The following is a 12154-nucleotide window of genomic DNA, read 5'->3' as shown; positions in this document are numbered from 1 at the left end:
CGCCTTTGCGCGAGTAAGGTCGAAACATCGACGGGGGATTTTTCCTATGAACAAGAAAGTGGCGCTGGTACTGGGCTCGGGGGGCGCGCGCGGCTACGCCCATATCGGCGTGATCGAGGAGCTGCAGGCGCGCGGCTACGAGATCGGCTGCATCGCCGGCTGCTCGATGGGCGCGGTGGTCGGCGGCATCTTCGCCGCCGGCAAGCTGCGCGAGTACCGCGAGTGGACCGAGAGCCTGGACTACCTGGACGTGCTGCGCCTGATCGATGTCAGCTTCCGCCTCGGCGCCATCCGCGGCGAGCGGGTGTTCGGGCGCATCCACGACATAGTCGGCGAGATCAATATCGAGGAGCTGGCGATCCCCTTCACCGCGGTCGCCACCGACCTCACCAACCAGCAGGAAATCTGGTTCCAGGAAGGCTGCCTGCACCAGGCGATGCGCGCCTCGGCGGCGATTCCCAGCCTGTTCACCCCGGTGATCCAGGGCAAGCGCATGCTGGTCGACGGCGGCCTGCTCAACCCGTTGCCGATCGTGCCGGTGGTGTCCAGCCACTGCGACCTGATCATCGCGGTCAACCTCAACGCCACCAACCAGAGCCACTACCAGCTGCCGGTGATCGAGCGGCCGGCGGCGCTCAAGGGGCGCATCGACCAGTTGATGACCACGCTCGGCTCGCGCCTGCCGAGCTTCCGCCGCAAGAGCGAGGACGACGTCCTGCTGCTGGCCGCCGAGCAGCAACAGGCCGACGCCATCGGCCCGGCCGCGGCGCCGAACCGCAACGCCGCCGGCGCCGTGCCGAAATCCGCCAGCGGCTCGCGGGTCGCCGAGTTCAGCGGCCCGGCCTCGCTGCTGGAGCTGGTCAACCAGAGCTTCGAGGTGATGCAGACCTCGCTGGCGCAATACAAGATCGCCGGCTACCCGCCGGACATCCTGATCAACGTGCCCAAGCGCGTGTGCCGTTTCTTCGAGTTCTACAAGGCGCCGGAGCTGATCATGCTCGGCCGCCAGATCGCCCGCGACACCCTCGAGCGCTACGAGCGCGAGCGTTGATCACTCGCTGTGCAGCGCCTCGACCGGCTGCAGGCGCGCCGCCCGCCGCGCCGGGGCGATGCCGGAGAGCACCCCGACCAACGCCGCCAGCAGCAGCGCCAGCAACAGAACCCCCGGCTGCACGGCAAGCGGCAGCCCCGGTAGCGCCAGCTGCAGAGCGCCGAGCAGCGCGCCCATCAGCAGCAGCCCGGCCAGCCCGCCGAGCAGCGACAGCAGCAACGCCTCACCGAGAAACAGCGCCAGCACCTGCCGCGAGGTGGCGCCGACCGCGCGCAACAGGCCGATTTCCGCCGCGCGCTCGGCCACCGCGGTGGTCATGATGGTGAGGATGCCCACCGCCCCCACCAGCAGCGAGATACCGCCCAGCGCCGCCACCGCGACGCTGAACATGGCGAGGATACGATCCAGGCTGCGCAACATGTCGTCCTGAGTGGTCAGGTTGAAATCCTCCTCGCGGTGGCGCTCGATCAGCAGTCGGCGCACCCGCTCGCTCATCTGCGGCGCAGCGATACCGGCGTTGAACACTAGGTTGATCTTGGCCAGGCCGTCGCGGTTGAACAGGCTTTCGGCCCAGTCCACCGGCACGTAGGCGATGTCGTCGATATCGAAGCCGAGCAACTGGCCCTGGCGCGCCATCACCCCGATCACCCGAAAGCGCGTGCCGCCGACCCGCACCGTCTGCCCCAGCGGGTTGGCCGCGCCGAACAGCTCCTGGCGCAGGGTGTGGCCGAGCACCACGTAGGGCGGCGAGCGGCCGTCGCGCGGCTCGGGAAGAAACTGGCCGAGGGCCAGCGGCAGGCGCCAGGCCGTGGCCATCTGGTGGCCGCAGCCGAGCACCCCGGTGTAACGGGTCAGGCCGGCGAACTGGACGTCGCCGTTGCCCTGGATGATCGGCACCGCCGCCTCGACGTGGGGCAGGCGGCGCAACGCATCGGCGTCGGCGATGGTCAGCGGGCGCACGTTGCTGAGCACGCCGCCGAGGCCGCCGGTGCGGGTCATGCCCGGACGGATGGTCAGGTTGCGCGTGCCGAACTGGGCGAAGTTGTCCTGCACGTAGCCACGCAGGCCGTCGCCGATGGCGGTGAGCAGGGCCATGGCGGCGATGCCGATGGCCACCCCGAGCAGGGTCAGCAGGCTGCGCAGGGGCCGGCTGAGCAGCGCCGAGCCGCTCAGGCGCAGACCGTCGCGCATTTGCATCAACCGCCCCCCGCCGCGCCGTGCAACGCCTGCACCGGCGCCATGGCCGCGGCGCGATTGGCCGGCAGCCAGGCGAACAGCGCGGCGCAGGCCAGCGCCAGGCCGAGGCTGACCAGCCGCGCCCACCAGGGCGCATGCAATGGCAGCGCGGTGGCCAGGCGCCCGCCCCACAGCAGCAGCTCGGCCAGCAGCAGGCCAGCCAGCGCACCGACCAGCGCCAGCAGCAGCGCCTCACCGAGAAACACCAGGCGCACCTGTCCGGCGCTGGCGCCGAGGGCCTTGAGCAGGCCGATCTCGGCGGTGCGCTGGTTGACCGAAATCCAGGTCACGTTCATCACCAGGATGCCGGCCACCAGCAGGCTGATCGCGGCGATGCCGCCGAGCGCCTGGGTCAGGCGCACGAGAATCTGCTCGAAGGTACCGCGCAGGGCGTCCTGACCGACCAGGGTGAAATCCTCCTTGCCCTGGTGACGCCGGCTCAGGCTGACGCGAATCTCCCGCTGCGCGCTGTCCAGATAACTGGCGCCGCGCAACTCGACGAAGATGCGCAGCAGGCCCTCGCGGTCGAACAGCGCCTGGGCGTTGGCCAGGGGTATCAACAGGCTGTCGGAGAAATCCATGCCCAGCGACTCGCCACGCTCGGCCAGCACGCCGATCACCCGCAGCCGCCGGTCGCCGGCGCGCAGCCACTGGCCCAGCGCCGGCCCGTCGCCGAACAGTTCGCGGCGCAGCCGTGCGCCGAGCACGCCGACCGCCTCGCCCTGGCCCGCGGCCAGTGCCGGCAGCGCCTGGCCCTGGGCCAGTTGCAGGCCGCGCATGGCGAAGAAGTGGTGGTCGGTACCGACGATCAGCGTCTCGCGGTGGCGATTGCCGGCGCGCACCTCGGCGCGCCCCGACTGCTGTGGCGCCACCCGGCGCACCTGCGGCAAGCGGGCGATGGCCAGGGCATCGCCGAGGGTCAGCTCGCGTGGCGCCAGGCCGGTGACCGGCGGCATGCCGCCGGTGGTCTGGTTGCGCCCTGGCACCACGATCAGCAGATGGCGGCCGAGCTGGTCGAACTCGCCGATGACGAAGCGCCGGGCGCCCTCGCCCAGGCCGCTGAGCAGCACCACGGCGAACACGCCGATGGCGATCGCCAGCAGCAGCATGGCGCTGCGCGAACGGTGCCCGCGCAGCCCGCCGAGCCACAGGGCGCAGAGGTCGGCGGCGCGCATCAGGCCACCCGCAGTTGCGGTGGCCGCGCCTGGCCGTCGTGCAGCCACAGCTGGCGCCGTGCGCGCGCCGCATGCTGCAGGTCGTGGGTCACCACCACCAGGGTCTGGCCTTCGGCATTGAGCGCTTCGAGCAGGGCGAACACCTCGCTGCCGGCCTGGCTGTCGAGATTGCCGGTGGGCTCGTCGGCCAGCAGCAGTGCCGGGCGCATGACCATGGCGCGGGCGATGGCCACCCGCTGACGCTGACCGCCGGACAGCTCGGCCGGGCGATGGCGCAGGCGCTGACCGAGGCCGAGGCGTTCGGCCAGCTCGCGGCTGCGACGGCGCCGCTCGGCGGGGTCGATGCCGGCCAGGAGCATCGGCAGCTCGATGTTTTCCAGCACGTTCAGGCGCGGGATCAGGTGGTAGGCCTGGAACACGAAACCGATATGGCGGCTGCGCAGCTCGGCGCGGCGACGCTCGTCGAGCGCCGCGGTGGCCTCATTGTTGAGCCAGTACTCGCCGGCATCCGGCACGTCGAGCAGGCCGAGGATATTGAGCAGGGTCGACTTGCCCGAGCCGGACGGGCCGACCACCGCCAGGTAGTCGCCGGCGGCGATCTGCAGATCCAGCGCCGCCAGGCCGACGACCCGCTGCTCGCCGCTGGCGAAGCCGCGCGTCACCCCCTGCAGGCGGATCATCACTGCGCTTCCGCGCTGCGCGAGACCACCGCGATGCCGTCCTTGAGTCCCTCGCGGTCAAGGCTGGCGAGAATCCGCTCGCCCTCGTGCAGGCCGTCGAGCACTTCGGTCCAGCGCCAGTTGGCCAGCCCCGTGTTCAGCTCGACCTCGCGCAACACGCCGGTGGCCGGGTCGTAGCGCAGCACCCGGCGCCCCTCCAGCAGGGTCTCGGTGGGGATGCGCAGGCTGCCGGCGCTCTGCTCCAGGAGGATTTCCACGTCGGCGCTGTAGCCGGCCAGCAGGGTCACGTCCACCGGCAACTGGGCGAAGCGCACCTCGACGTCGACGGTGCGCGCCTGCTTCTCCAGCTCGCGCACGAAGGGCGCGATGCGGCTGACCTGGCCATGGAAATGGCGGCCGCGAAAGGCGTCCAGGCTGATCCGCACCGGCATGCCGATACGCACCCGGCCGGCGTCCACCTCGTCGATCGGCGCATCGACGTAGAGGCAGCTGTCGTCGATCAGGTCCACCGCCGGCGGGGTCGGAATGCCCGGCGGCGACGGGGTAACGAATTCGCCCAGCTCGCCGTTGATCTGCGCCACCACCCCGGCGAAGGGCGCGCGCAGCACGGTCTGGTCGAGCAGCGAGCGCTGCAGCGTCAGGTTGGCCTCGGCCTCGCGAATCTGCACCTGCTGCGCGGTGCAGGCCAGTTGCGCCAGGCGCGCCTTGGTCTCGGCCTGGTCGAGGCGCTCGAGCGAGGTCAGCTTGCGTTCACCCAGGTGCTGCAGGCGGCGGTGATCGCGCTGGTACAGCTCGGCTTTGCGGCACAGCTGTTCGCGCTCGCTGCGGCGTACCTCGAGACGTGCGCCGGCCTCCTCGACCCGCGCCTGGCGGTCGTCCTGGCGCAGGCGCATGAGCACCTGGCCGAGCTCGACGTGCTGGCCCTCGTCGACCAGTAGCTCGCTGACCTGGCCGCCTACGTTGAACGACAGCCGCGAGCGGCGACAGGATTTCAGGGTACCGGCGCGGGTATTGGCGACCAGGGTTTCCACCGGGCCACGCTCCACCGCGATCAGTTGCACGGGCATCGGTTGGGGCCGCTGCCACCACCATACAACCGCCAATAAACCGGCGAAAACAATGAGGGAAATCGACAGGCCGCGCATAAGTGCCTCTTTCTTGACACCCCAGCTTCAGCCTAGGTCAGCCTCCCCCCGTCAACAACGCGGTACGCCCGCCATTGGTCTCTTGATAGAAGTTCTTAGTTTCAACGGTTGATACGTCTCATGCCTGTTTATCCGGCGGCAGCTGGTCGAGGGCTGCCTGGTTGTCCGGCGCCTTCTCCGCCACCCAGTCGCTGAGCAGGCTGTAAGCCACCGCCAGCAGGGTCGGGCCAAGGAACAGGCCCATAAAGCCGAAGGCGAGGATGCCGCCGAACACCCCGAGCAGCACCACCACCAGCGGCAGGTTGCCGCCGCGACTGATCAGATAGGGCTTGAGGATATTGTCCACGCCGCTGATGACGAACATGCCCCAGACGCCGAGGAACAGGGCGAAGCCGTACTCGCCCTGCCACACCAGCCAGGCGGTGGCGGGTATCCACACCAGCGGCGGGCCCATCGGCACCAGGCTGAGGACGAAGGTGAGAATACCCAGCACCAGCGCTCCCGGCACCCCGGCGATCCAGAAGCCGATCAGCGCCAGCAGGCCCTGGGCCGCGGCGGTGCCGATCACGCCGTTGACCACCCGCTGCACGGTGCCGGCCACCAGCTCCAGGTAGTGGTCGGCACGCTCGCCGATCAGCCGTTCCAGCAGGCTGTGCACGAACACCGCCAGGCGCGGGCCGTCGCGGTAGAAGAAGAACACCAGCACCAGGCTCAGGCCCAGCTCCAGCATGCCGCCGCCGAGCTGGGCGCTGCGCGCCAGCAGCCAGTTGCCGACCTGGCCGAGGTAGGGCCGCAGGGTGGAGAAGAAGGCCGCGCCCTGCTGGTCGATGGTCAACCACAGAGTGGCCAGGCGCTCGCCCACCAGCGGCAGGCCGACCAGCCAGCTCGGCGGCGGCGGCAGGCCCTCGACCTGCAGGTCCTTGATCAACGCGTTCGCGTCCTTGATGTGATCGGCCAGGTTGAAACCCAGCCAGATCAGCGGCACCGCCACCAGGATCACCCAGCCGCAGGTGAGAATGCCCGCGGCCAGCGACAGCCGCCCCTGCAGCGCCTGGGTCAGCAGACGCATCAGCGGCCAGCTGGCGAAGGCCAGCACCGCGGCCCAGAACAGCGCCGACCAGAACGGCGCCAATACCCAGAGGCTGGCGGCCAGCAGGCCGAGCAGCAGAATCTGCACCAGCAGACGATCGTTAGTGGCCATGACCCGAAACTCCCTTCGTTGCAACGACAGAGCGCCCCTGGAGGGCGCTCTGGATGTGCCTGGTTGTGCCGCGCAGCTTAGCGCAATAGACGCACCGCCAGGGCTTCGCCGGCACCCTCGCCGAGTTCCAGACGCGCCTCGCGCACGCGCTGGGCGATCAGTGCCTCGCGCCAGGCCTGCGCCTGGCTGCCGGAGAGGCTGACGCGCAGCGTGCTGTCGAGGTTGAGGCTGCGCGCCAGCACCTCGGCCCAGGCGCTATCCGCCCGGGCTGCATCCGGCAATTGCAGCAGGCCGTCGCTACGCAGCTGGCGCAGCAGGGTCGCCGGGGTCGGCAGCAGCTCGCCCAGCGGCGCCTCGGCATCCAGCTGCTCGGCGTGCAGGTAGGCGCGGCGGTTGCCGCGGGTGATGCTGTACAGCGCCAGCAGGCTGTCGTGGTTGGGCTCGGCCAGGCGCAGCAGCGCATAGGCCTGCTGGTCGTCGGAACCGTACAGGGTGGCGTTGCCGAACACCGAATTGGCCCACAGGCTGCTGGCGCCGCATTCGCGCCCCTGGCACCAGTAGAGCAGCTCGGCGCCCTGCTCCAGCAGGGACTCGCGCGCGCTGGTAAATACCTGGTCGGCGCTGTGGGTGCGCGGCAGCTCGTAGGTCACCGCGGCGTGCCGGCCCTGCGCCAGGATCTCCCGCTCGTAGCGCAGGCGCCCGCTGATGCGGCGGATCGAGCCCTGCGGGTAGATGCGTTCCAGGCTCGGGCTTTCCTTGTAGGCGACGATCGTGCTCGCCGGAAAACGCGGCAGGCTGTCGAGGTCGCGGCTGCCGGGCAGATCGGCAGCCAGCACGCCGCCGCTGCCCAGCAGCGCGACCACTAGGGCGAAACCTTTCATACGCGCCCTCATTGGATCAGCATCGCTTGCGCGGCTTTTACCAGGCGCGCCTCGTCGACCTCGCGCTGCGGCACCTGCAGGCCGCGCTGCACCGCCGGGCGCGCCGCGATGGCGTCCAGCCAGCGCTGCAGATGCGTCAGCCCGTCGAGCGAGACGCCGGCCCAGTCGTGCACGCGCACCCAGGGGAAGGTGGCGATATCGGCGATGCTGTAGTCGCCGGCCAGGTATTCGACCTCGCCCAGGCGCGTATCGAGCACCTCGTAGAGGCGGCGGGTCTCGTGTTGGTAGCGGTCGATGGCGCCCTGCAGCTTTTGCGGGAAATAGCGGAAGAACACATTGGCCTGGCCCTGCATCGGGCCGACCCCGCCCATCTGGAACATCAGCCACTGCAGCACCCGCGAGCGGCCCTTGGCATCGCTGGGCAGCAGTTGGCCGGTCTTTTCGGCGAGGTAGATGAGGATGGCGCCGGACTCGAACACGGCGAAGTCGTCATTGTCGCGATCGACGATGGCCGGAATGCGGCCGTTGGGGTTGATACGCAGAAAGGCCGCGGCCTTCTGCTCCTTGCGCTCGAAACTGAGGGCGTGCACCTGATAAGGCAGGCCGAGTTCCTCCAGGGCGATGGATGCCTTGTGCCCATTGGGGGTGGCGGCGGTATACAGGTCGATCATGCGATCCTCCATGGCAGACCGCCACACCTTTCCCCATGAGCCGTCGGCAAGTCAAGGCAAGCGCAAAAATGGATTGAAACAATCCGCGACACGTTGCGCGCCGGCCTCGTCGTCCAGGTGCAGGTGGTGGCCGCCCGGCAGGCGGCGCACCTCGAACGGCAGCCCCTGCAGCAGCTGCTGCACCGCCGGCTGCGCCTGCATCATGCCCTGCTCGGCCAGCACCAGGCTGACCGGGCATTGCAGGGCGCGGACGAAGGCCTGGGCATGGGCCCAGCTCAGGCGCAAGGGCGAAGCCAGGGTCAGGCGGGCGTCGGTGCGCCAGGTGTAGCCGCCGGGCACCGGCATCAGGCCGCGCTGGGCGAGCAGTTCGGCGGCCTCGCGGCTGACCGCGCCGACGCCCTTCATGCGCGCCTCGACGGCTCGCGCCACCTCGGCGTACACCGGCTTGCGCTTGCCATCCAGGGCGAGCTTGGCGCGCAGCGCCTCGCCGAGTTTCGCCGGTGCGGTGTCGGCCTCGCCGGTATAGGGCACCAGGCCGTCGATCAGGGCTAGGCGGGCGATGCGCTCGGGCATGGCGGCGGCCAGCAGCACCGCGGTGATCGCGCCCATGGAGTGACCGAGGATGGAAAAGCGCTGCCAGCCGAACTGCTCGGCCACCTGCAGCACGTCGTAGGCGTAATCCCACAGGGCGTAGCCGGCGCCCGCCGGGCGGTGTTCGGAATGGCCGTGGCCGGCGAAATCCAGGGCGACGATGCGCAGTCCGTCCAGCTTCGGCGCCAGGCGGGCGAAGCTGGCGGCGTTGTCCAGCCAGCCGTGCAGGGCCAGCACCGGCAGGCCGTCCTCGGGGCCGTAGAGATGGGCGGCCAGCTCAATATGCGGCAGGCTCAGGCGGACTTCTTCGAAACAGGCGCTCATGCGGACTCCTCAAGCGAGCCGGCCCAACGGGCGAACAGCTGGCGCAGCAGCTCGGCGGTGGCCTGCGGGCGCTCCAGGGGGAACATATGGCCGCCCGGCAGGCTCAAGTATTCGCCGCGCGGCATGCGCCGCAGCAGGCGGGCGTGATGCGGCAGCACCACCCTGCTGTGGCGGCCGCGGACCATGGCCAGCGGCACCGCCAGCTGCTGCGGGCGACCCGGTGCGGTGTGCGGCACGCTGCGGTAGATGCTGATCTCGGTGGCCGGATCGAACTTCAGGCGCAGCCCCTGCCCCGCCGGCTGCAGGCCATGGCGCACGTAGGCGTCCAGGCATTCGGGATCGAAGCGGCGGAACAGGCTCTTCGCGGCGAAGTAGTCGCGCGCCTCGGCCGGGTCGGCGAAGGCCTCGCGCCGGCCCAGGGTACGCCCGGCCGGGGTGATGCGGTCGATGAAGCCGAAGCGCTTGGCGGCGCGGATCACCATGCGGTCGGCCAGGGTCAGCAGCGGCGAGTCGAGCATCACCACGCCGCGGTACAGCTCCGGCCTGAGCAACGCGGCGTGATAATGCAGCACGCCGCCGAGGGAATGGCCGACGCCCCAGACCGGCTCGTCGCCGCCTTCCAGGTGATGGATCAGCTCGGCGACCAGGTTGGCCCAGTTGTCGTCCACCGGAAAGCGCGGATCGTGGCCGTGCTGCTGCAGGTGGCGCACCCGGTAGTCCGGCGCCAGGGCGGCGAACAGCTTGGCGTAGGTGGCCGAGGGAAAACCGTTGGCGTGGGCGAAGAAGATCGGCTGCGGCATGCGCGGCGCTCGCAAAATGAACACCGGGCGATTTTCCGGCAGCCCCGCCGCCGCGGCAATGACCGTAACCGCCATTGATGGCGGCGCTATGGCCAGAACTATCGGCGGCGCCCGCTCATGCCTTGGGCGGTTGCTCGCCCAAGGGCACTATGGCCATGGTCAGGCGTGAGATGCAGCTGGGCTTGCCGTCGTCGCCATTCAGGCGGATGTCCCAGACGTGGGTGGTGCGCCCCAGATGTACCGGCCGCGCCACGGCATGCACGCGCCCTGTGCGCAGGCCGCGCAGATGGTTGGCGTTGACCTCCAGGCCGACGCAGTAGAAGCGACTGCTGTCGATGCACAGGTAGCTGGCCATGGAGCCGAGGGTCTCGGCCAGCACCACCGAGGCACCGCCGTGCAGCAGGCCGTAGGGTTGGTGGGTACGCGCATCGACCGCCATGCTGGCGCTGAGCGAATCGTCGTCGAAGGACTCGAAGCGGATGCCCAGCAACTCGCCGATGGTGTTCTTCTGCAAGGCGTTGAGCGCATCGAGATCGGGGGCTTGTCGCCACAGGCTCATGGGGCATTCCTTGTGCTGTCGGGAAACCGGGCCGACGCCGCCGGCCCGCTCGCATTCACTCGTGCCAGAGCACTGCTTCGCTGCGCTGCTGCCACTCGGCGAAGCGCGCGCCGTAGGCGCCCTCGACCACGTTGCGCTTGATCTTCAGGGTCGGCGTGAGGAAGCCGTTCTCCACCGCCCAGACCTCCTTCACCAGCACCAACCCCTGCAGCCGCTCATGCTGGTCGAGACGCCGGTTGACCTCCTCGAGCAGCGCCTTGAGGCTGCTTTCCAGCGCGCCGCGGCTGTCGTTGGCGGCCTCCTGGCGGCCCGCCTCGGACAGTACGCAGAGCGCCAGGGGTTGTGGCAGGCCGTCGCCGACCACGCAGACCTGCTCGATGCGCGAATGCTCGCCGAGACGGTTCTCGATGGGCGCCGGCGCCACGTACTTGCCCTTGCTGGTCTTGAAGATCTCCTTGATCCGCCCGGTCAGGCGCAGGTTGCCCTCGGCGTCCTGCTCGCCCTTGTCGCCAGTGCGCAGGAAACCGTCTTCGGTGAGGGTCTCGGCGGTCTTGACCGGGTCCTTGTAGTAGCCCTGCATGGTGGCGCCGCTGCGCACCTGCACCTCGCCGTCCTCGGCGATGCGCACCTCCACGCCGGGGCTGTTCTGGCCGATCCAGCCCTGCTTGAACTTGCCCGGCCGGCACACGTGGGAGTAGCCGCAGTTCTCGGTCATGCCGTAGACCTCCTGGATTTCCAGGCCCAGGCGGCGATACCAGTTGAGCAGCGCCTCGGGCACCGGCGCGGCGCCGGACAGCGCGTAGCGCACGGCGTCCAGACCGAGCCCGGCGAGCACTTTCCTGCCCACCAGGCGGCCGATCAGCGGCAGTTTCAGCAGGCGGTCGAGCTTGTGCGCCGGCATCTTGGCGTACACGCCCATCTGGAACTTGGTCCAGATGCGCGGCACGCCGAACATCACCGTCGGCCGTGCGCGCTTGAGGTCGTCGAGGAAGGTGTCCAGGCTCTCGGCGAAGAAGATCGTCTGTCCGGCGTAGACCGATGCCAGCTCGACGAACATGCGCTCGGCCACGTGGCACAGCGGCAGGTAGGACAGCAGGCGGTCGCCCTCGCCGACGCCGAACAGCTCGATGGCATTGCTGGCGGCGAAGCCGAAATTGCCGAACTGGTGCATCACCCCCTTGGGCGTGCCGGTGGTGCCGGAGGTGTAGATGATGGTGGCCAGCTGGTTGGCCGCGGGCTTGGGGTCGTCCTGGATCGGTGCGCAGCGCTGCAGGTCGTCCCAGCTGTAGTCGAACTCGCCCGGCGGGTGCAGCGGCAGGCTGACGGTCGGCAGCCCGGCGGGCAGCCCCGGCGCCATGGCCGGCCAGTCGTCGAGCTTGCCGATCAGGGCCAGCGCCGCTTCGGAATGCTCCAGCACCTGGCGCATCGACTCGGCGGTGAGGTTGGGGTACAGCGGCACCGAGACGTGCCCGGCCATCCAGATCGCCAGGTCGGCGACTATCCAGTGCGCGCAGTTCTTCGACACGATGGCGATGCGGCTGCCCGGCGCCAGTTCGCGGCTGCGCAACCAGTGGGCGGCGCGCCGCGCCTGTTCGCCCACCTCGGCCCAGCTCAGCTCCAGCAGCTGGCCGCCGCCGAGGGGCTGGACCATGTAGCGTTTGTTCGGGTGCTTTGCTTCACGCTCGTAGAACAGCTCGAGCGGCAGACGGATCGCATCGGCCACAGGGCTTCCTCCTTGTTGTTTTTATGGGGGTCAACCAAGCACTTGCTTGGTCGACTATTCCACGCAGACAAGGACGGCGCAAGTTAAGAAATGTTTCCCCGGTCGCCCGGCTAGCCG

The 12154-nt window shown here is 69.6% G+C and carries 12 protein-coding genes; 1 reads left to right on the top strand and 11 read right to left on the bottom strand.

Annotation, left to right across the window (positions count from 1 at the left end):
- Window positions 1-46: 46 nt before the first annotated feature.
- Window positions 47-1051: a patatin-like phospholipase family protein gene (locus ACW9UL_RS10055; protein ID WP_457790520.1), complete on the top strand. Its 1005-nt coding sequence runs from the start codon at window positions 47-49 to the stop codon at window positions 1049-1051.
- Here ACW9UL_RS10055 and ACW9UL_RS10050 read toward each other — a convergent pair whose 3' ends face one another.
- The 11 genes from ACW9UL_RS10050 to ACW9UL_RS10000 all read right to left on the bottom strand — a co-directional run bounded on the left by ACW9UL_RS10050 (window position 1052) and on the right by ACW9UL_RS10000 (window position 12037).
- A complete protein-coding gene (locus ACW9UL_RS10050) occupies window positions 1052-2248 on the bottom strand; it encodes an ABC transporter permease (RefSeq protein WP_457790518.1) in 1197 nt (398 codons plus the stop codon).
- Window positions 2248-3462 (bottom strand): ABC transporter permease, encoded by a 1215-nt coding sequence (locus tag ACW9UL_RS10045; RefSeq protein WP_457790516.1) that lies wholly within the window; start codon window positions 3460-3462, stop codon window positions 2248-2250. The genes ACW9UL_RS10050 and ACW9UL_RS10045 overlap by 1 nt, the downstream gene beginning before the upstream one ends.
- Window positions 3462-4142 carry an ABC transporter ATP-binding protein gene (locus ACW9UL_RS10040; protein WP_457790514.1) on the bottom strand — a complete coding sequence of 227 codons (681 nt, stop codon included), beginning with the start codon at window positions 4140-4142 and terminating at the stop codon, window positions 3462-3464. The genes ACW9UL_RS10045 and ACW9UL_RS10040 overlap by 1 nt, the downstream gene beginning before the upstream one ends.
- Window positions 4142-5287 carry an efflux RND transporter periplasmic adaptor subunit gene (locus ACW9UL_RS10035; RefSeq protein ID WP_457790513.1) on the bottom strand — a complete coding sequence of 382 codons (1146 nt, stop codon included), beginning with the start codon at window positions 5285-5287 and terminating at the stop codon, window positions 4142-4144. Before ACW9UL_RS10035 ends, ACW9UL_RS10040 begins: the two co-directional genes overlap by 1 nt.
- A 118-nt stretch (window positions 5288-5405) precedes the next feature.
- Window positions 5406-6488 carry an AI-2E family transporter gene (locus ACW9UL_RS10030; RefSeq protein WP_397497216.1) on the bottom strand — a complete coding sequence of 361 codons (1083 nt, stop codon included), beginning with the start codon at window positions 6486-6488 and terminating at the stop codon, window positions 5406-5408.
- Between the two features lie 77 nt (window positions 6489-6565).
- Window positions 6566-7369, bottom strand: coding sequence for a DUF4892 domain-containing protein (locus tag ACW9UL_RS10025; RefSeq protein WP_457790511.1), 804 nt, complete (start codon window positions 7367-7369; stop codon window positions 6566-6568).
- 8 nt (window positions 7370-7377) lie between these two features.
- The gene (locus ACW9UL_RS10020; protein WP_457790509.1) at window positions 7378-8040 is read right to left on the bottom strand and encodes a glutathione S-transferase family protein; all 663 of its coding nucleotides are present in this window, start codon (window positions 8038-8040) and stop codon (window positions 7378-7380) included.
- Window positions 8041-8091: 51 nt separating this feature from the next.
- Complete coding sequence (locus ACW9UL_RS10015; RefSeq protein ID WP_457790507.1) at window positions 8092-8955, bottom strand: alpha/beta hydrolase; 864 nt, start codon at window positions 8953-8955, stop codon at window positions 8092-8094.
- Window positions 8952-9755: an alpha/beta fold hydrolase gene (locus tag ACW9UL_RS10010; RefSeq protein WP_021444243.1), complete on the bottom strand. Its 804-nt coding sequence runs from the start codon at window positions 9753-9755 to the stop codon at window positions 8952-8954. Before ACW9UL_RS10010 ends, ACW9UL_RS10015 begins: the two co-directional genes overlap by 4 nt.
- Window positions 9756-9870: 115 nt before the next feature.
- Window positions 9871-10314 (bottom strand): hotdog fold thioesterase, encoded by a 444-nt coding sequence (locus ACW9UL_RS10005; RefSeq protein ID WP_457790505.1) that lies wholly within the window; start codon window positions 10312-10314, stop codon window positions 9871-9873.
- Window positions 10315-10369: 55 nt separating this feature from the next.
- On the bottom strand, window positions 10370-12037 hold the full coding sequence (locus tag ACW9UL_RS10000; RefSeq protein WP_457790503.1) for an AMP-binding protein: 1668 nt from the start codon (window positions 12035-12037) through the stop codon (window positions 10370-10372).
- Window positions 12038-12154 lie beyond the last annotated feature (117 nt).

The sequence above is a fragment of the Pseudomonas sp. PL-6 genome (assembly GCF_054110165.1).
The sequence above is the reverse complement of the archived record's forward strand: the minus strand, read 5'-3'. Positions and strand labels throughout refer to the sequence as shown.

Bases quoted from the DNA above. Each gene is read 5' to 3' on its own strand.
- ACW9UL_RS10055 (WP_457790520.1), top strand. From the start codon at position 47: ATGAACAAGAAAGTGGCGCTGGTACTGGGCTCGGGGGGCGCGCGCGGC.
- ACW9UL_RS10050 (WP_457790518.1), bottom strand. From the start codon at position 2,248: ATGCAAATGCGCGACGGTCTGCGCCTGAGCGGCTCGGCGCTGCTCAGC.
- ACW9UL_RS10045 (WP_457790516.1), bottom strand. From the start codon at position 3,462: ATGCGCGCCGCCGACCTCTGCGCCCTGTGGCTCGGCGGGCTGCGCGGG.
- ACW9UL_RS10040 (WP_457790514.1), bottom strand. From the start codon at position 4,142: ATGATCCGCCTGCAGGGGGTGACGCGCGGCTTCGCCAGCGGCGAGCAG.
- ACW9UL_RS10035 (WP_457790513.1), bottom strand. From the start codon at position 5,287: ATGCGCGGCCTGTCGATTTCCCTCATTGTTTTCGCCGGTTTATTGGCG.
- ACW9UL_RS10030 (WP_397497216.1), bottom strand. From the start codon at position 6,488: ATGGCCACTAACGATCGTCTGCTGGTGCAGATTCTGCTGCTCGGCCTG.
- ACW9UL_RS10025 (WP_457790511.1), bottom strand. From the start codon at position 7,369: ATGAAAGGTTTCGCCCTAGTGGTCGCGCTGCTGGGCAGCGGCGGCGTG.
- ACW9UL_RS10020 (WP_457790509.1), bottom strand. From the start codon at position 8,040: ATGATCGACCTGTATACCGCCGCCACCCCCAATGGGCACAAGGCATCC.
- ACW9UL_RS10015 (WP_457790507.1), bottom strand. From the start codon at position 8,955: ATGAGCGCCTGTTTCGAAGAAGTCCGCCTGAGCCTGCCGCATATTGAG.
- ACW9UL_RS10010 (WP_021444243.1), bottom strand. From the start codon at position 9,755: ATGCCGCAGCCGATCTTCTTCGCCCACGCCAACGGTTTTCCCTCGGCC.
- ACW9UL_RS10005 (WP_457790505.1), bottom strand. From the start codon at position 10,314: ATGAGCCTGTGGCGACAAGCCCCCGATCTCGATGCGCTCAACGCCTTG.